Origin of the sequence: Rhizobium sp. B21/90 (assembly GCF_019355815.1) — a bacterium.
Lineage (GTDB): Bacteria > Pseudomonadota > Alphaproteobacteria > Rhizobiales > Rhizobiaceae > Rhizobium > Rhizobium rhododendri.
Genome location: NZ_CP072163.1, coordinates 195,525 through 214,132 on the forward strand (window position 1 = coordinate 195,525; position 18,608 = coordinate 214,132).

General features: G+C 55.3%; 15 protein-coding genes. 1 reads left to right on the forward strand and 14 read right to left on the reverse strand.

The window, feature by feature from the left end; genetic code table 11:
* Window positions 1-12: 12 nt before the first annotated feature.
* From J5278_RS19105 to J5278_RS19125, 5 genes are all read right to left on the reverse strand, one after another.
* On the reverse strand, window positions 13-1,572 hold the full coding sequence (locus J5278_RS19105; protein WP_209187013.1) for a DHA2 family efflux MFS transporter permease subunit: 1,560 nt from the start codon (window positions 1,570-1,572) through the stop codon (window positions 13-15).
* Complete coding sequence (locus tag J5278_RS19110; protein ID WP_209187014.1) at window positions 1,569-2,714, reverse strand: HlyD family secretion protein; 1,146 nt, start codon at window positions 2,712-2,714, stop codon at window positions 1,569-1,571. Before J5278_RS19110 ends, J5278_RS19105 begins: the two co-directional genes overlap by 4 nt.
* A gap of 541 nt (window positions 2,715-3,255) precedes the next feature.
* Window positions 3,256-3,495 carry a flagellar hook protein gene (locus tag J5278_RS19115; protein WP_209188262.1) on the reverse strand — a complete coding sequence of 80 codons (240 nt, stop codon included), beginning with the start codon at window positions 3,493-3,495 and terminating at the stop codon, window positions 3,256-3,258.
* Window positions 3,496-3,555: 60 nt separating this feature from the next.
* Window positions 3,556-4,791 carry an HlyD family secretion protein gene (locus tag J5278_RS19120; RefSeq protein WP_209229499.1) on the reverse strand — a complete coding sequence of 412 codons (1,236 nt, stop codon included), beginning with the start codon at window positions 4,789-4,791 and terminating at the stop codon, window positions 3,556-3,558.
* Complete coding sequence (locus J5278_RS19125) at window positions 4,788-6,878, reverse strand: peptidase domain-containing ABC transporter (RefSeq protein WP_209207899.1); 2,091 nt, start codon at window positions 6,876-6,878, stop codon at window positions 4,788-4,790. The genes J5278_RS19120 and J5278_RS19125 overlap by 4 nt, the downstream gene beginning before the upstream one ends.
* A gap of 514 nt (window positions 6,879-7,392) precedes the next feature.
* On the opposite strand from J5278_RS19125, the gene J5278_RS19130 reads away from it, so the two are divergent.
* Window positions 7,393-7,776, forward strand: coding sequence for a hypothetical protein (locus tag J5278_RS19130; protein WP_209207646.1), 384 nt, complete (start codon window positions 7,393-7,395; stop codon window positions 7,774-7,776).
* A gap of 23 nt (window positions 7,777-7,799) precedes the next feature.
* On the opposite strand, the gene J5278_RS19135 is transcribed toward J5278_RS19130, so the two are convergent.
* The 9 genes from J5278_RS19135 to J5278_RS19175 all read right to left on the reverse strand — a co-directional run bounded on the left by J5278_RS19135 (window position 7,800) and on the right by J5278_RS19175 (window position 18,591).
* Entirely contained in the window at window positions 7,800-10,934 is a 3,135-nt protein-coding gene (locus J5278_RS19135) for an efflux RND transporter permease subunit (RefSeq protein WP_209207645.1), read from the reverse strand.
* A gap of 4 nt (window positions 10,935-10,938) precedes the next feature.
* Window positions 10,939-12,117 carry an efflux RND transporter periplasmic adaptor subunit gene (locus J5278_RS19140; protein ID WP_209207644.1) on the reverse strand — a complete coding sequence of 393 codons (1,179 nt, stop codon included), beginning with the start codon at window positions 12,115-12,117 and terminating at the stop codon, window positions 10,939-10,941.
* Between the two features lie 200 nt (window positions 12,118-12,317).
* The gene (locus J5278_RS19145) at window positions 12,318-12,857 is read right to left on the reverse strand and encodes a DUF3313 domain-containing protein (RefSeq protein WP_307877478.1); all 540 of its coding nucleotides are present in this window, start codon (window positions 12,855-12,857) and stop codon (window positions 12,318-12,320) included.
* Window positions 12,858-13,232: 375 nt separating this feature from the next.
* Complete coding sequence (locus tag J5278_RS31620; protein WP_374108323.1) at window positions 13,233-13,475, reverse strand: cupin domain-containing protein; 243 nt, start codon at window positions 13,473-13,475, stop codon at window positions 13,233-13,235.
* Window positions 13,476-13,726: 251 nt separating this feature from the next.
* Window positions 13,727-14,302 (reverse strand): isochorismatase family protein, encoded by a 576-nt coding sequence (locus J5278_RS19155; protein ID WP_209188325.1) that lies wholly within the window; start codon window positions 14,300-14,302, stop codon window positions 13,727-13,729.
* A 185-nt stretch (window positions 14,303-14,487) separates the two neighbouring features.
* On the reverse strand, window positions 14,488-15,852 hold the full coding sequence (locus tag J5278_RS19160) for a HAMP domain-containing sensor histidine kinase (protein WP_209186828.1): 1,365 nt from the start codon (window positions 15,850-15,852) through the stop codon (window positions 14,488-14,490).
* Window positions 15,849-16,583, reverse strand: a complete 735-nt coding sequence (locus J5278_RS19165; protein ID WP_247749527.1) for a response regulator — start codon at window positions 16,581-16,583, stop codon at window positions 15,849-15,851. The genes J5278_RS19160 and J5278_RS19165 overlap by 4 nt, the downstream gene beginning before the upstream one ends.
* 697 nt (window positions 16,584-17,280) lie before the next feature.
* The gene (locus J5278_RS19170) at window positions 17,281-17,760 is read right to left on the reverse strand and encodes a hypothetical protein (RefSeq protein WP_209186827.1); all 480 of its coding nucleotides are present in this window, start codon (window positions 17,758-17,760) and stop codon (window positions 17,281-17,283) included.
* Between the two features lie 135 nt (window positions 17,761-17,895).
* Window positions 17,896-18,591: a hypothetical protein gene (locus J5278_RS19175; protein ID WP_209186826.1), complete on the reverse strand. Its 696-nt coding sequence runs from the start codon at window positions 18,589-18,591 to the stop codon at window positions 17,896-17,898.
* Window positions 18,592-18,608 lie beyond the last annotated feature (17 nt).

Consider the following 18,608-nt stretch of genomic DNA (forward strand, 5'->3'; position numbering starts at 1 on the left):
CGATCGCACTGCTCAGTGCATCACCACTGCAGGTCCACGCTGAATCGGTCTCAGGATAAAAACCAGCGGTGTGATGACAAGAAGGGAGATGGCGAAGAAATAGAACATGTCGTTGAACGCCATGACGGTGGCCTCACGAATCATTACCTGAAAAATATTGACGATGGAGAGCTGGACAGATTGCGGATCACTCCCGGACTGAAGGACACGCTCCTGGGCAATGAGGGAATTGGCGGTTACCGACTCCATCAAACGCTGCGTGTGGAGCGAGGTTTGACGGTCTAGCATGGTACCGATCAGGGCCAGACCAACAGAACCACCGAGGTTACGGGCGGCCGTGTAGATTCCTGCGGCGTCCTGCGCTTGTTCGCGGGGCACGGAACGCGTCATGGCCTGATTAAGGAAGATAAGTGTGAACGCCTGCCCGAACCCGCGAAGTAACTGCGAGAAGTTGAAGTCGCCGCCATCGGCACCCGCGGTTAGGCCCGTGTCCACATAACAGCTTACGGAATAGCAGATCAGTCCGAATACGATCGCCACCCTGAGGTCGAGCTTTCTGGTCAGAAGCGGGAAGAACGGGATGATCGCCAGCATCGGAAGGCCGCTGAGGAGGACGACCATGCCCGACTGGAGTGCATTGTATCCGCTGATACGTGCAAGAAACTGCGGTATTAAATAGGTTATCCCATAGAGCGAGGCACCGGTCACGACCGCCATGACAACGACACTCCCAAACGATCTCTGAAACAGGATGCTGAGGCGAATGACGGGTCTGTTAGCGGTCAGCTGGCCCACGACAAGCATGAACAGTCCAACTAGCGCAACTCCCGTCAGCAGTACGATAACCGAGGACTCGAACCAGCTTTCTCTCTGCCCGTCTTCGAGAACGACGGTAAGGCATCCCAGGAACAACGGCAGCCCGACGATACCCAGCCAATCTGCCTTCAGGAGCAATTCGAGATTGGTCCTCGCAGGCGGTAGTCCAAGGGTGAGAAGCAGAAGCAGGCCGACGCCTACGGGCAGATTGAGGAAGAACGCATAATGCCAGCTGGCGTTCTCTGTAAGCCATCCACCAAGGACAGGACCCGCAATGGGGCCTATGACGGCCGTGACCCCGAAAAGTGCTGTGCCAACAGGCTGCTGGTTTGGCGGCAGGCGCAAGGCGATGATGGTCAGGGCGGTCGGTATCATAGCGCCTCCGGTAAAGCCCTGGCCGACGCGTCCCGCCACCATCATTCCGAGAGACGTTGAAAAACCGCAGACCATCGAGAAGCAGATAAACAGCGACGTCATCACCAGCAAGAACTTGCGGAGGCCAAGAAGGTTGGTGAACCAGCCCGAAAGCGGGATCATGACGATCTCCGCGACGAGGTAGGCCGTGGCAATCCATGTGCCTTCCGATCCACTCGCTCCGATTTCACCCTGTATTTGGGGCAGAGCGGAGTTGGTAATCGACACGTCCAGGGTCGCCATCAGCGCCCCGACGATACCCGCGGCGACCGCGGTCCATGCGGCTGCATCTGCTTTTTCGAGCGGATTAACGGCCTCGCCATCCACTGTCATGGCGCTCATTGTCCGACCTCGACCGCTTCGTCTTTCTCATGGCGGCTGCCGCGGGTATCCACCTCGACACTGACGGACAGACCGGGAGTTAGCAACTTTCGCGTATTTGCATTGGCCTTAATCTTGATGCGAACGGGAATGCGCTGAACGATCTTTGTGAAGTTGCCTGTGGCGTTCTCGGTCGGGATTAGGGCGAACTGCGCGCCCGTTCCAGGCGAGAAACTCTCGACTTCCCCATCGAGGGCGCCGGAGCTGATGGCATCCACGCTGATAAGAGCGGGTTGTCCGACACGCATCAGTTCGACCTGCGTCTCCTTGAAGTTGGCGACCAGGTAGATGTCGTTGACTGGAACAAGCGTCATGAGCCGCGTGCCTACCGAAACATATTGCCCGACAGTGACAGACTTGTCGCCGACAACACCCGTAATCGGTGCGGTGATCTCGGTAGCGTTAAGATCGAGCTGGGTTGTGGCCAGCTGCGCTTCGGACTGCCGCACAGCCGCCTCCGACTGTTTGACAGCGGCTCCGGTAGTGTTGATGGCCTCATTAGCAGAGTCCAGTGATGCCTCGGAGACCTTAACCTGCGCAGCCTGCTGGTCGCGCTGACTTGTATAATTGGCTATCTGCTCGTTGGACGTCGCGCCTGAGCGGCCGAGCGACTGATAGCGGTCGACCTGGCTCTGGGCGAACTGCGCCTGGGCCTTTGCCGAGAGGAGCTGGGCTTCCGCTTGACCGACTGACGATATCTGCTGCTTTGCTTCTGCCTGAGCTCTGATTAGGTTCGCCTTGGACGACTCGACACCCGCCTGCGCCTGCGCGACCTTGGCTTGATAGTCTTGGGGTCTGATCTTCAGGAGCTTGTCGCCGACCGCGACCCTCTGGTTCGCGACGACATACAAGTGTTCGACATATCCCTGCACCTTAGGGGACACCGCCGTCTGGTCGGCCTGTAGGAACGCATCGTTGGTTGACTGCAGAAAGCGGCCGACTGTCCAGTAGTTGAAGAACCAAATGGAGCCGCCGACAACCGCCACGAGGGCGACAATCAGGAGGATGCGTTTAATCCGCCGCCTCTCTTCCGGCGATTTAGTCGGCGTGGAGAGGTCTGCGGCCTGTTCCTCGGAAACGTCGCTTTCCTTTTCGACGCGCATTACAATCGCTTTTACCACTACCTGATTACTCCACCACTTTAATGGTACTATATAGTTTATTTAATCGCGATGGATAGTCCCGCTTGGCGACATGCAGCATTCTTGAGAGCTTTTTGGGAGGATACGCGAAAAAAGCCCGGCAAACTGCGGGGGCAGAGAAAGGCGCGAGCCTTGAGGTTGAAGCTGTCAGCCGCCGTGTAACGCTATCCAGTATCCAGCATGTGCTTTACAACAACGAGACTCAGCAAACACGCTCTGCAGATTGATGCTGACGCTGGCGTCGAGAGGCACTGACGAACTTCATCATGCGCGAATCGCTGCCCGAACTTGCCGATGACCGGTACGACAATGGGATCATCAGCAGCCTGATGCTGCAAGCCGGAAGCGGCCTCGAAGTCAGGTGCTTCGACCCGGACTAAGGCTATATGCGGTTTTTTTGTTAAACCTATGTGAGTCTGCTTGCGGGTGGCAACAGCCCTACCAAACCAGGATGGACCGGCAGCCGGGAACCGGCTGCCGGATTTATTGCGATCAGAGACGTTTAGCTAGCAAACGAGCTATTGAAGTTGAAGCCGCCAGACGCGTTGCTGAACGAGAATGTTCCCGCCTTCTGGACGACTTCAGCCGGCAGCGATGCCGAAAACGTGCCCGACTTCGAACCGAAGGTGTAGCTGCCGCTGACAGCACCATCAGCACCGATGGTGACCGTGGAAGCGACCGAAGAGGCGCCGCCGCTCACGAGATCCAGCTGGGCGATGTCGAGTTCGAAGATGTTGTTCATGGTAGTCTCCTTTCAGGTTGGGTGGGGGGTGGCCTGCCTGGCCTTCCCCTCCGTCAGTCATCACCGGCTGCCTATGGCCATCAGAGGGTCCATTATCCAGTCGGTGAAGTGTCGGCGATCTGTCACGATATCGCCGATTAGGGTCATACCGGGGGTCAGCGGACGCTCTTCGCCATACGCGGCAATGCTGGTGCGCTCGAGGCTGACTGTGACCCGGTAGACGGGAGCTGTGAGGGCGATGGGAGCCAGAAGCTCACCCTCGCGATAGGTTGCGCGGGAGACCTGAACGACATGGCCCAAAAGCATCCCGAAACGCTGATATGGAAAGGCATCGACCTTCAGCCGTACCTCCTGCCCTGGCTGGATAAGGCCAGCAGCGCGCGGCGGAACCAGCAGATTGGCTTCCAGGTTGCTGCCACCAGGCACGAGGGCTGCAAGAGGCGATTGCGCGATGGCAGTCTGCCCCGGCTGAGCCTGTAGCGCCGCAACCCGGCCGGCCACCGGCGCGACGACCACATAGGCGCGGTTGACCTGCAATTGCGCAAGGGATTGCTCAAGCTCGCTGCGAAGACCTTGTAGCTGAGCGAGCTTGTCGTCCCTGTCCGCCGGCAGGCTGGCCAATTGCGAGCGGGCATCGACAAGATCGCCTTGCCGCTGTTCCTTCTGCCGCTCGAGTTCGTGGATGACGCTCTCTTGGGCAAAGATCTGCTGCTGGCGGCGCGATAGTTCAAAACGCGTCCCGCCACCGTTAACCTGGAGCTTGGCGTAATGGCCGGTATCGTCTGTTTGCAGGGCTTGTAGCCGGCGTTCAGACTCCAGACGTTGCTCCTGGCTCGCCAGTTCGCTGCCCAGCCCTTCGACACGGGAAGACAGGCGTCGCTCCTCCTGGTCAAAGCGGGCGTTGGATGCCTTGATCTGTGTATCGATGGACTGAATACGGGCTTGCGTCTCAATCCGTAGTTTTTCACCGACCGTGCCGTCTGCGCCGGTCGTCTCCAGCGACAGTTCCACCATCGGCTGGCCCTGGGTGACCAGGTCTCCCTCATGGACAAGGACGCGGGTAACCGTACCGCCCTTGGCGGCGTAAATCTGTGCCAGGCCACCAGTCGGGGCTATGTAGCCCTGCACCGTTTCCTTGCGCGCATAGGTACCGGTCATGAGATAGGCTGCACCGACCACCACGAGGCAGCCGAGGACGGTGGTCATCACCCCATGGCTCACCGGTTGTGCGATCATCACCTCCCCGCCAATGCGGCGACGATGTTCAGTGGCTTCGCTACGGAACAGGGTACTCATGGCACCACCTGCAAAGGGTGGGCCGGCACATCGCGCTTTAGCTCGCGTATATTGCCGTTTTCCACTGCAAAGGCGCGGGCAGCACCTTCGATGGCTCCGGGGCGATGGGCGACCATCACTTGGGTGATTCCGAGCTTGCTCAGCGATTGCATGAGGCGGCGCTCCGACAGGACATCCAGATTGGCCGTCCCTTCGTCGAGAAACAATATGGACGGCTTGCGGTACAGCGCACGCGCCAGGAGAGCTCGCTGCTGCTGCCCACCTGACAGCGTAGATCCGAGGTCTCCCACCAAGGTCATGTAGCCCATTGGCATACACATGATTTCGTCGTGAAGGCCAACAAGCCGGACAACCTCCTCGACCCGAGCGATATCGATCTCAGGATCGAAAAAAGCGATATTGTCGGCAATCGTCCCCGCAAAAAGCTGGTCGTCCTGCATCACCACACCGACCTTGGCTCGGTACGCCCGCATCCCGAAGACGCCGAGCGGGAGGCCGTCCACAAACACCTCGCCCTCACCCGGCGGATAGAGGCCCATCAACAACTTCAAGAGGGTAGACTTGCCGCCGCCAGAAGGGCCCACAAAGACGACGGACTGCCCCGCCTCTATGGAGAGGGATACATCCTTCAGAACCCATGCCTCCCGTTCGGCATAGCGAAAGGAGAGGTTGCGTACGAGAAGTGATCCGGCAAGTGGACGATCCCCCCGGGCTGCGGCATTGAGGGCGGGCTCTGGATCCTGATGCACGACATCGGCCAGGCGCTCTAGATGAAGGCCGATCATGCGAAATTTGAAATACTGGTCGACGAGTGAAAACGCCGCCGTGCTGAACTGGCTCCGATAGGAAAGGAAAGCCAGCAACATGCCGAGCGTCATCTCTCCGCGGATGATGCTGCCGGCTCCGAAATAGAAGACGAGGAGCATCTCGGCGCCCGTCAGGAAGGATAAGCCTGCCGAACCCTTAAGACTGATTTTCTGGACGCGTACATTGTTGTTGATGCTGTCGGCATAGGCATTTTGCCAGACACCGTGGCGTTCCAGTTCACGTCCGAACAGCTTGAATGCCCGCGCACCACGGATCGTTTCAAGCAGGATACCATCCACCTTGGCCTGGTACTGGATACCCTCGTTGGTCAGGCTGCGAAGCCACGGAAAAGTCCCCAAGCGTATGCAAATGACCAGCGCCAGCGAGCCCAGCACAATGCTTGCCAGATAGGGCGCGTAGATCACCATCACGACCAGCGTGATGATCGCCATTAACCCGTCCAGCGCGCCGGACACAAAGCCACCTGTCAGCAGATCCTGAACCGGCTGAAGGGAATTAAAACGCGATAGGATATCGCCGAGACGCCGTTTTTCAAACCACGGGACAGGCAGGCGCATGGCATGACGCAACAGATTGCCGCGCATCTGAAAGGTAAGAAGCGTGCTGAAATGCATCTGCACGTATCCGCGCAACAAGGTCGTGGCGCTCTGAACCAACAGCAGCAATGCCGCGCCGATGACTATGACGTTCAGGAGACTGAAATCACCCTTTGAGATTGCCTCATCGACAATCATCTGGTTGACGAGCGGCGACAGCAGAACAAAGAATTGCAACAGGGCGGAGAGCGCCAAGATCTGCAGCAGGCTCGGAATGAATCCGGCGCTCCTGGACCACAGGTCGGCCAGGCGCACCCGCTCGACCACCTTGCGTTTTCGGAAGGTAGTCGCCGGTGTCAGTTCCAGCGCTATCCCGGTAAAATGTTTCGATGCCTCGTTGAGCGAGAGCCGCCGCTGGCCGCTCGCCGGATCGTGCAAGTCCACCCACCGGCCAGAAGCATGCGTCAGCACGACGTAGTGCGACATATCCCAGTGCAAGATGCAGGGCGTCTTCAGCTTGCCGATATCTGCCATTTCCAGCTTCAGCGGCCGACTGGTCAGACCGAGGTCGTCAGCGACGGCAATAAGCGTTTTTAGCGTCGTACCATTCGCGGATGCGGCGTGGCGGCGACGAAGTTCTGACAAAGTCACCCGATGACCGTGAAAGCCGGCTACCATCACCAGGCACGCTAGCCCGCATTCAGCGGCTTCGGATTGGAGCAACGGCTCAATTCCGTAGCGTTTATGGAGGGCCTTGAGAAACAACTGACTATCTCGCTTTAACGGTGGTGAACGATAAGAAATGGGATGCGATTTCCAACGACCTCACGGGCGCTAGTCTGGCCAACGACCGTCCCGCCAAGACTGGGCCGTCGAGAAGTATTCTACAAGCGGTGGTTAAGTTCTGGGGAGTTGGACTTTTAAATCCAGTTCAGAGCTCGCATCGGACCAAGGGCACTGACTGGTCCCGAGTTCCGTGAAAATGAGTGATGTAAGACATACGACAAAGCTCCCTTGGATCGTTGTCGGCGCTTTATTCCCGGCACTCGTAATTCGTGCGTGGCAATCAAGCTGCCGTGTCCAAAGGTATGGCATGCCTCACTATTGAGTTGGGTCTAGTTATATTGGGAGATGTTGCGGCGGCGCACTTTGCTGCCACAATCAAGATGATATCGGGCTCGAAGGAGGGGCCGAAGGCTCTGGCCCAGATGGATCTGCAGGGGGCGGAGAAGGCGACGTGACGGCCTACCTGCTCCGCATGCGCTACGGCCAGAAACATTGCAGCAAGATTTTCAGCCTTTTGCTTCGGCATCTTCAACTCCGAAGCCTTGCTGGCCCGCTCATTCTCGGCCGCGCACCGATCTCTGGCATTCATATGACTGTGTTGGGATTGCCTTTGGCATTGGCGGCGTGGTCGCGGCAAGTTTGCTGCTTCTGGCCAGCGGTTCCCATAGCTCGGGCGAGCAATGGGAAGGACAGATGCGAAGACGTTCCTGATTCTAGTCGTTTGCCGATGCTTCGGCTGGCATTGTTATCGACAGCGGAGCAGACTAAAGTGGAAGTCAACGGAGGCGTCATCGAGGACCGTCGCCGTTTTTCCATGAAGCTTATCCAGGACTGACCCCTGACTATGTGCCTAAGCCCTCACTCTCCTGCAGACATTTGTAGGCCCTCAACAGCCTGGTCTTGCTTTCGGCTTGTAAACTTCATCACGTAGACAAAGAAGACCGGTACGAAGAATATTGCGAGGAGCGTCGCCGATATCATACCACCGAGGACGCCCGTGCCAATAGCAGTCTGGCTTGCCGACCCAGCCCCAGTGGCTATAGCTAAAGGGACAACGCCAAGTGAGAATGCAAGCGACGTCATCAAAATAGGCCTGAAGCGGAGATGTGCTGCCTCGACCGCCGCGTCAAACGACGATTTTCCAGCAGCCCTTAGGTCTTTAGCGAACTCGATAATTAGAATAGCGTTCTTCGCTGACAAACCCATGATCGTAATCAGGCCGACCTTGAAGTAGACGTCGTTCGGCATATCGCGCAGCATCACCGCGCCAACAGCCCCGATAATCCCGAGAGGGATGACGAGAAGCACTGATATTGGGATGGTCCAGTTCTCATAGAGTGCGGCCAGGCAGAGAAAAACCAGTAGAACTGAAAGACCAAGAAGCATCGGAACTTGCGACCCCGACTGGATCTCTTGCAGGGACTGGCCGCTCCACTCGTATCCAAAGCCCGCTGGAAGCGTCTGCGCGATGCGCTCGACTTCCGTGATGGCGTCACCCGACGAATACCCGTTTGCCGCCTGCCCGCTGAACCGGACTGCGGGGAAACCGTTGTAGCCGACGATCTGTGCGGATCCCTTCGTGAATTCGTATCTCGCAAATGCGGAGATCGGAACCATCCCGCCCGCGGCGTTTCTAACGGTAAGGTTCATAACATCGAAGATAGTTCCACGCTTGTCTGCGTCCGCCTGCACAGTGACACGTTGCATGCGTCCAGAGTTTGGGAAATCGTTGACGTAGGACGAGCCAAGGTTTGTGCTAATTGTCTGATTGATATCGGCGAATGTCACGCCATAAGTATTTGCTTTCTCCCGGTCGATTGTCAGCACAGTTTGCGGCGCGTCCGAAAGGCCCTCAACCATCACGCCTTCGAGAACGGGGCTTTTATGGGCCTCTGCCATGAATTGGTCGCGCGCCTTATTGAGCGCTGCAGTCCCCAGATTTCCTCGGTCTTGAAGCCGGAAAGCGAAGCCGTTGGTGCTACCCAGGCCGGAAATCGCTGGTGGTGACAATGCGAAGGCACTTGCATCCTTGATCATCTGGAAGCCGGCATTAAACTTTGCCGATAGTGCCTGTGCCGACTGCATGGACGTCCTCTCGCTCCAATCCTTGAGAGTGATGAACGCGAGCCCCGCGTTCTCTCCTGATCCGGAGAAACTAAACCCGCTAATCGCTACGATACGCTCAACAGATGTTTCTGAGGTGACGATTTTCTCCATGGCCTTAATGGAATCAAGCGTCCGTTCCGCTGTCGCGTCGGCGGGACCCTGAACTTGGGCCAGCAGCGTTCCCTGGTCTTCATCGGGTAGGAATGACGAGGGCAGATGCAGGAACATCCACGCCGTCACCGCCGCCACGACGGTGTAAATCAGCATCACCCTTCCTGCCCTTCGCAGGAGACTTGCTACCCATCTGCTATACTTGTTCGACCCACGATCAAATCCTCGGTTGAACCAACCAAAGAAGCCCCTCTTCGTGTGAGAATGACCTTTATCGACATGCTTGAGGAACGTCGCGCAGAGTGCAGGCGTCAGTGACAAGGCTAGGAACGCCGAAAAAAGAATAGAGGCGACCATTGTTAAGGAGAACTGCTTGTAAATCACACCGACAGCGCCAGGGAAGAACGCCATCGGTACGAAGACGGCTGTTAAAACCAGTGTGATGCCAATAACGGCCCCGCTGATCTGTGTCATCGCCTTCTTTGTCGCCTCCTTTGGTGAAAGCCCTTCTTCGGTCATGATCCGCTCGACATTTTCAACAACGACAATCGCGTCGTCTACCAAAATCCCAATGGCAAGCACCATCCCGAACATGGTGAGAACATTGATCGAGAATCCAAGGACGTACATGACGCCGCAAGCGCCAAGCAATGCGATCGGCACCACGATGGTTGGAATGACAGTATATCGAAAGTTCTGAAGGAAGAGGAACATCACGGCGAATACGAGAATCATAGCCTCGACCAGCGTCATCAGCACCTGTTCGATTGAGATATTTACGAACGGTGTGGTGTCATAAGGTATTGAATACTCAATGTCACTTGGAAATGAAGGAGCAAGTTCGGTCAGGCGAGCCCTGACTGCGGTGGCTGTCTTCAGTGCATTGCCGCCAGGGGCAAGTTCTATGGAAGCGCCCGCGGCAGGTTTGCCATTGATGCGAACCGATGTCGCATAGCTGTCGGCACCCACTTCAATTCGCGCCACGTCACTGAGTCGAACAGTCGAGCCGTCAGTTTCTGCGCGAAGCACAATCCTACCGAATTCCTCCGGCGTAGTGAGTTGGCCTTTGATCAATAAGGAGCCTGTCGTGCGGCGATCCGGCAAAGATGGGGACGTGCCAAGACGGCCAGCAGCGACCTGCGCATTTTGGGCCTGGATGGCTGCTGTAACATCGGCGGGTGTCAGGTTAAGGCCAAGCAGTTTGTCTGGATCAAGCCAAACACGCATGGCGCGCTCGCTACCAAAGAGTTGGGCGTTGCTGACACCAGTAACACGGCGCAATTCATTGGCAATGTTTCGGCTCATGTAATCGCCGAGAGAAATTCCGTCGGTCGAACCACTTTTAGAGGTTAGCGCCACCAAAAGCAGCGTCCCGCCTCCCGCTGTGTCGACATTGATCCCTTGTTGAACAATCGAAGCCGGGAGCCTGGCTTCCACCCTTTTGATGCGGTTTTGGACATCGACGGCCGCTGTTTCGGGAATCGTTCCCGGTTCGAAGGTCGCCGTGATCTTGATGGAACCAGCCGCGTCGGATGTTGATTCATAGTAGAGGAGACGAGGAACGCCGTTGAGTTCCTCCTCCATCAGGCGCGTAACACCTTCGTAAGTATCTTCCGGGGAAGCGCCGGGATACGTGGCCGTTACGGTGATTTGGGGCGGCGCTACATCTGGATACTGCGAAATAGGAAGTAGGAAGAGCGAGATCGCCCCCCCAAGCATAATCGCGATGGCGAGAACCCAAGCAAAGACTGGACGTTCGATAAAGAAGGCTGGCATAGAATTATCCCTCCTTCTTTGCGGCGGAGCTTGTCGAGGCTATCCCGGGCCATGGCTCTGCCTTGACAGACGTGCCGGGGGCAATCTTCTGAAATCCTTCCACCACGACCCTGTCGTCAGTTGCCAAACCCTTGACGACAACCCAGCGGCCTTCAACAATCCAGCCGAGCGTCACGTTGCGAACTTCGACTTTCCCTTTAGCGTCGACAATATATAGCTGAGGTTTTCCGGCAGTATCGCGTTGCACTGCTTGCTCCGGAACAGCGAATGCGCCTTCCAGGGAACCCTGCTGGAGTTTTGAGCGAACATACATGCCTGGAAGCAGATTGTGTTCCGGATTTGGAAACTCGCCTCTGAGGATCAGTTGCCCAGTCTGGGCGTTCACGCGTGCCTCCGAAAATAACAGCTTGCCTTCGTGTGGGTACGCACTGCCCTGCTCCGTCACGAGCTTCATGGCTACCCTCTCCCGACCCACCTCCTTAAGATGACCCGTCTTGATAGCATTTCGTAACAGTATCAATGTGTCGGCGGGCTGGGTGAAGTCAGCGTAGATCGGATCAATCTGTTGGATTGTCGCCATCACGTCTGAGGTTGGGCTGACCAACGTGCCCTCGGTGATGAGAGCGCGACCGATCGTGCCGGTGATGGGAGCCTTGACCTGCGTATACTGAAGGTCGAGCTCGGCCGAGCGCAAATCCGCTTCCGCTCGGGAAACATCTGCGTTGCTCTGGGCCAGCGACGCGATTGCCGTTTCACTGTCATCTGCGCTGGTAACGCCCTTTTGCTGAAGCTGTGTTTGCCTGTCTGACTTTTGGGAGGCCAATTTTCGAGCAGCTACCGCGCTGTCAACAGCTGCCTGAGCTGAATCAACCTTGGCCTGAAATGGAGCCGGGTCAATCACATAAAGGAGGTCACCTTGTTTGACACCAGCTCCCTGCTCGAAAACCCGCCTCAGCACCAGCCCAGTCACGCGCGGGCGGACGTCAGCAGTAACCATCGAGGCAACCCGCCCCGGCAATTCACTGACGACCGGTAGAGTTTGCGGCCTCACCTCTACAACGGACACAGGCGTCGGTGGCGCCGCGACGGCTTTCTTAGTGGCATCCTCATTGCTGCAGGCCGTTAACGAGAGGGCGACGCACGCCCATAATGCAGTCCGCGTTACTGACATAGATAAAGACATGGAATGTCCCCAGGTGAAACTTTATGAAGAGAATTCAGGCCACATCAACCAAAAACAAGACAAACGAGACAGTATCGTTTTCTGGATGAGAAAAAGGTTTCTGAATTCAGCGGGTGGAGGCACCAGGACGCCATATTCAAACAAACACTATCGCTGGCGATTTCAAGTACGACCATCAACGGCTTAACGATTAGCCGCTGCTAATTCTCAGGCATCACTAGCGGCTTTGCCATTTGATCAATTAGAGAGTCTGCGCCCCTTTCGATGCCAATTTTTGAACCCTTCAAGCGCACAAACGTCGCACCAGCGTTCATTGCCATCGGATATTGCTTGGTGACGTAAGAAGACAACAGACGATTGGTCCTGGATTCGTAAATCTCAACGGCGTAGCTCACTGACCCAGCCATTGTCCCTTCCCGGCCTCGAACGGCTTGCGCAGTGTTTACCACGACGCCGCCGACATCCAAATGTGAGAGCGGTCCGAGAATGGGTGTGGTGTCCTTCGCCCCGGTCAGCGTCAGGTGCAGTCTAACGGTTTGGGGACCAGGGCTCTTGACAACTGCAAACCTCGTCTTGAGTCGCGCCGTAAAGACATTCTGCATGTAGTCGGCAAGGACCGACTTGTCAGCGTTTGTGAGCTTGACGAACTGATTGTCTTCACCCCGGTAAATCGTGACCGGATCGATGATGATCTTGGTGTACTGTCGCCAGTCAACGGTGGTTGAGAAGCGGTACGGCACCCGACCAGATTTGTCCTCGGTGTTTGTGCGAAGCTGGGACCTAGATGCAAGTCCTGTGTAGGGCGTCGGATCTGCTGTGGTGCACCCAGATATGATAGAAGACAACGCGGCTAGCGAAATGGCGAATAATAGGGTTTTCAAATGTTGGCTCCAAGGTCGATGGCATCTCTGCCGTTGCCAACTTATTTGTCTGAATGTTGCGGTGTTATTTGAAATGTTCAAAAATGTTCGACGGAAAGTTTGTGCATTTCCCGGCAGTCCGGGTGCGTGGCAGCACGACACCGTAATCTGTTCAAAACGCCGAGCTACATACGTTGGGAGTAAGATGTTGCCCACTACGGGGGTATGTATCCCCAGCCTCAGCGTGCGCCTTGCCTACCCTTCGTAGTACTTCCCCATGTCCTCTGGTGGCGTGGTGATAGCGAGATAAACCAAGGCTCCCTCTCCAGTATTTTCAATACCATGAACGACGCATGGCGGTGTCCTAACGATTTCACCGGCACTGAGAGGGATGGATTGGTCGCCTTCAAGCAACAGCATTCCTTGGCCAGCTTCTATCAACCAAGTCTGTTCTGAGTTGGGGTGACTATGTCGAGCTGAAACTGCGCCTGGCTTCATGGTCACTCTGGTGATGGTCACTTGCGCGTCTGGGGCATTATCCTGACATAGGATTTGCTCAGATTCTTTTCCCGGATTTCGCAAAACTACAGACTTTTCGGCTGCGAGAATTTGAACTTTCAGTTTGATCTCCTGTCAAACGCCTAACCTGTTACCCGCATTACCTTAATCGCCGAAAGACTAGATGCTTTCTACACATTGGTTCGTCCTCCGTAAATCGCGAAAAACGCCTGATCACGGGACGGAGGGATTTACCGCTGCGCTTCGTTGATCGAGTGAATGATTTCCCCTGTTGATCGCACACGCGCGATTACTGGAAAGATTCGGTGGACTGCAAACTCGTGCATTTCTCTACTTAGGCTTGAGCATCCGTCCTCCGCAATAATGACTGAGTACCCGTGCTGCCACGCCTCGCGTGCTGTGCTTTCGACACCAAAATTTGTTGCAATCCCAGCTATTATGACGGCTGTGATACCGCCCCTGTTTAGCAATATATCTAATTCAGTGTCGTGAAACGCGCCCCATTGGCGCTTGGTCACGACAGGTCCGCTCAAGCTGCATACAGCCGACGAAAATTCGGTAAAACGTAGTGGTAGCGGGTCTGGCATCCGACTCTGCGCGTCTGTCGGTTGGCCCGGCAGTTTGGAAAAGTCCATTTTGACGCGAACCGTCAAACCGCCGAATGACGCGACCGCCTTGGCGAGAGCTGCAGCATTTGTCACCACAGTTTCAGAAGAGTGCGGCGCAAGTGCTCTTTGCAATATGCCTTCCTGCAGGTCGATGACCAAAAGCGCGGTGGTCGACGGCGCCAATACAATGTGCCTCAAGACTGACTCCTGTTAAAGCAATTATCCGGTCGCCAATCGTGTGAGTGCGAATCGTTACCTGTCAATACAACCTGTTTGTCATGGCAGGAATATATCACATCGTGCAACAGCACCCCCTCAACCCCAAATTCAGCAAAGCCTGCCAATCTTAATCCGAATTCGCCCAAGCCTCTCGCGAGCGCCTTTTATTCGGTCGCAGCCCCAACTGTATGGTAGCTTCTATTTGGGACAACCGGAAGGCATATAACAACCATTAGGCCGTGCGGCACGCCGTCCGAAAGAGAGAAGCGACCGGAGTGGCCTTTAACCACGATACCTTGAGCGATCGTAAGACCAAGACCAAGCCCTCTTTTTGCGCCAATTTGGCGGGATTCATCTGCCTTAAAGAATGGTTCCAACACTTTTCCCTTGAGTTCGTCCGGTAGGCCGGGGCCGTTATCACAAACGAGAATTTCAACCTCACCCTGATCATTCGTATTGAGTTTCAGTTCTATGCGTGCCGCGTAGCGGGATCCATTCTCAATTAAATTTGTCAAAGCGCGGGTCAAAGCTTGAGGCTTGCAGGTGTGGGTCAATTTTCTGGGACCTATATAATCAACATCAATCCCTGCATCTTGAAAGTCGGAAGCGATTGTTTGTAGCAGACTGGACAGGTCGACTTTACGCGCTTTCTCCGTATCGGACGGATCATTAAAATATGCCAGGCATTCGTCCACCATAAACGCCAATGTGGTAACATCGGCCAGCATAAGATGCCTGAGTTCGGGCTCGGAGCAACGCTCGATACGCATCTTCAGTCGGGTCAGCGGCGTTCTTAGATCATGCCCTACGGAGCTGAGAACGCGGGTACGGTATTCTACCATGCTTTGGATCCTGTTACGCATTACGTTCAGCGATTCCGCCAAGCTGCGGATCTCCAATGCGCCGTCCGCTTCAAACGGCTCATGAGTATCGTCATCCATACTCACACGCTTTGCCGCGGCCGCGAACCGCCGCAAAGGGTTGGTGATCAGCAAGCCGCTAAAATAGGCAAGAACAAGCAAAGGAACTACAATCTTCAAAAGCCCGCTGGCGACGGCCGGCGCAAACCAGACTTCAGCGGGAAACACTGGTATCCGGAAAACCAGAACACGCCCATAATCAACGCGCACGGCCAGCACATTCGGCTTGGCTTGCCCGGAGAACAAGTGCTTGATTGATGTCAGTATATTTCCGGCCGTTAGCGCTTTAGCTCGCGAAACGAGTTCTTCATGGGAAGAGATATTTCCTTGCCAGGTTAACTGCTCTTCCGCGGGCAAACTTTCGACAGCAACATCCATGCTCGCCGCCGCAGCAAGAACAGCATCCTCTTGCTGCAGTGTTTTAGCACCTTTGAACTGTAGGAACAGTGCTTCTGCTCGCCCGGCGAACAGCCCATTCTGAAACTCGCGATCTTGCCGGCCGTAAATGAAAGGCTCTGTAAACATGGCAACTATCGAAACCAAAATAACGAGCAAAGTCGCTAGAATGAGTATCTGCCGTTGTATGGAGGCTCTTCGAAGGTTTCTCAAATTACCCGCTCAACCCGAGATGCGAATAAATAACCGCCAAGCCGGACGGTCTTGATAAAGGTCGGATCTTTCAGGTTTGGCTCAATCTTCTGTCGCACGCGACTGATGTGTGCATCAATGCTGCGCTCAACTGGCCCAGCAGATCCTGCATGTGTCATTGAAAGGAGCTGTTCGCGATTGAGCACCTTGTTTGGATGGGAGCAGAATGCCAGAAGGATTTCGAATTCGGCTGTCGTCATGGATACCTGCACCCCATCCGGATCTTGTAGCTGTCGACTTTTCGGGTCGATGCGCCAGCCTGAAAACGTCATTGGGGCAAGATCGGGCTCAACCTCCCGTCCGCGTGCGCTTCGCCTCAAGATGCTTTTGATCCGCGCCATCAGTTCACGCGAATTAAATGGCTTGGTAACGTAGTCATCAGCTCCAAGCTCTAATCCCAGAACTCGATCAATGTCTTCCCGCATCGCTGTTAGCATCAGTATTGGCAGAGAACTTGACGAACGGAGCCGTCTGCAAATGCTAAACCCGTCCTCACCGGGAAGCATTGCGTCAAGCACGATAAGGTCGAAAGAATGGTGAAGCAAAAGCTTGTCCATGTCCGCGCCGCTGCCTGCAGACATTGCTTCGAAGCCGCCTCCCCTAATCAGCTCAACAAGCATGTCGGCGATGGCTAAGTCATCTTCAACGACGAGCACGTTGGTCTGATCAGAGATCGCCATTTCATATGCCATATTGGGGTATTCTGCCTTTGACTGAATTGCGAGTCCAGCATTATGCCACCAGGCACGCAGCTAGTCATTTCGTTTTGTTTTCCGCGCCCGACTGCCCTTGTCGCGCTCGATACATCAGGAGCGTTAACGATCCGACGCCTCAAGCTGCATGTACAATCTCAGCGTATTTCTCACTAGTTACCGCGAAAGCCGCCGGCTGTTGCATGAAATTACATTTGAAGATGTTGAGATATGTTGTTGGAGGTGGGGAGGATGCCTCGAATTACGACGATAGATTGATCTCGCCGCTTTTCTCAATGCCGATGAGAACCGTTGATTGTCGTAAGCTCTCCCGACCACCAGGCGGAAGAATGCAGTGAGTAGCAGCGCTGACGCGTAGCGCCGCAACAGGACGCTATCATTAATTCCGCTATAGAAGGCAAAACCAGCATTTGCCGACGTGCCCGACGGTGACAAGGAGAAATAGTGCCGTAATCACGTATCCACTTATTGATGCCGCTCCTATCGCCCAGAACACAACGATACATACCCCATACAGTAGAAACTCCCGCTTCAGTGCCGAAATCGGTAACGTATCCAAAGTCGAAGGAGACGCAAAATCGATTTTCTAAAGCTTCTTGATGCTTCGCCTAAAGCTGCACCTGCGCAGTATGTTCACCATGGTCGTTTTCCGCCAGCATCTTGTTTCTGATGCTGTTCATTGCTTCTCGCCGACAGGTGCGCGGTTGCAGAACGAAGATTTTGCAGCACGCCACCATCTAACAATTGTCCTTCGAGCTTTTCTGAGGTTGCGACCCGATTTAGAAAGATCAGGCTGGGAGCTTTTTCGCGTGGACCGAGGAACGTTTGAAATTCGAATACGCTCCATGAACGCTTTGCCGTCGAATTGCTTTGAAGCGTGGACACTGCCGTCACCAAGGATTACATCGTAGAAAAAGACCTCCAGGTTCAACACCGGGGTGAGCTTTATATTGCGAACCATTGCTATGCCCGGACGCGTTGTCACGACCAGAGCATAACCGCCAGAGCGCAGTGCGTCGAATAGTTCGGGGATGGTGTAAACAGCAACGGCCATATATCCATGGGTCTTCAGCTGCGATAAAATTACATCCGCCCCATTTCTAGCAAGAAAGACGAGGATTGGGTTACGGTATTTAACATCTGAGTGCAGCGTCACAGACCTACTCCTTTTTATGAAATGAGCTTAGCTGTTCTCAGCTCAACGGTGTGTTCGATCTTATTCGGTTTTGTTTCGAGCTTTGCGGCGGCGGTGCAACGCGACGGATTGTGGCGCTGCCAATCCGCGCGCTGCTCAATCCAGATCCGCGATAGACCTAATGGCGTTGCGACCCGTCTCGATCGCCAGCCAAGGCACAGCAGCGGTTTGCTCCAGCACATATTGAGCTTGCTGAAGAGGGCGAAAGCCTCGACCGGCCTCATCGCCCTTCGTCAGTAGCGCGTTGTTGGAAACCTGACCGTGCCGGATTGAACCTACGGCTTGGTGATCTCGCCTTTGACATTTTGAACCACATTCCTTGAGTACCTCGAGATTAGAAGGTCTCTTGATCGGGGAAGTTGGTTTATTGGCGCGTGGAGAGGCAATTTTGTCGTAAGCGTAGTTCGCCGGTTTTGAAAATGGAATAGCGACCACAGGCGCCAGGGGGAAAGGCGAGGTGCTGGCCCCGCGCGCTGGCGAAGAATCGATAGCAGCCATCAGCCCTGTAGGCTTGACGCCCCCGTGCAGCGAAGCAGTGTGGATGCTTGGTCTTGCGGCAGGCGGATTGGCGGCTCCGTGCCACTGAGTGGTATAGGCCGCTGCGGACGATACGCCAATGATAAGAGCACAGGCGCTTAACCTGATCCATGTGCCCGAAAGTGCGAAGCGCGGATGCTGTCCAAGATCGATCGTGTGTTGGTACGTCCAAACTCTTTCCGCGTTTAAGTCGAGTGCATTTACCCGTGAAAGACTTCCTTGAACGGGTAACTTGGCATCTGGCTCGAAAGTCATTTTGGGAGTCCTCTTCA

Coding starts and splice junctions, on each gene's coding strand:
- J5278_RS19165 (WP_247749527.1), bottom strand. CDS start 16,583: ATGGCATATGAAATGGCGATCTCTGATCAGACCAACGTGCTCGTCGTT.
- J5278_RS19115 (WP_209188262.1), bottom strand. CDS start 3,495: ATGAACAACATCTTCGAACTCGACATCGCCCAGCTGGATCTCGTGAGC.
- J5278_RS31620 (WP_374108323.1), bottom strand. CDS start 13,475: ATGAAGCCAGGCGCAGTTTCAGCTCGACATAGTCACCCCAACTCAGAA.
- J5278_RS19140 (WP_209207644.1), bottom strand. CDS start 12,117: ATGTCTTTATCTATGTCAGTAACGCGGACTGCATTATGGGCGTGCGTC.
- J5278_RS19120 (WP_209229499.1), bottom strand. CDS start 4,791: ATGAGTACCCTGTTCCGTAGCGAAGCCACTGAACATCGTCGCCGCATT.
- J5278_RS19110 (WP_209187014.1), bottom strand. CDS start 2,714: ATGCGCGTCGAAAAGGAAAGCGACGTTTCCGAGGAACAGGCCGCAGAC.
- J5278_RS19175 (WP_209186826.1), bottom strand. CDS start 18,591: ATGACTTTCGAGCCAGATGCCAAGTTACCCGTTCAAGGAAGTCTTTCA.
- J5278_RS19105 (WP_209187013.1), bottom strand. CDS start 1,572: ATGAGCGCCATGACAGTGGATGGCGAGGCCGTTAATCCGCTCGAAAAA.
- J5278_RS19135 (WP_209207645.1), bottom strand. CDS start 10,934: ATGCCAGCCTTCTTTATCGAACGTCCAGTCTTTGCTTGGGTTCTCGCC.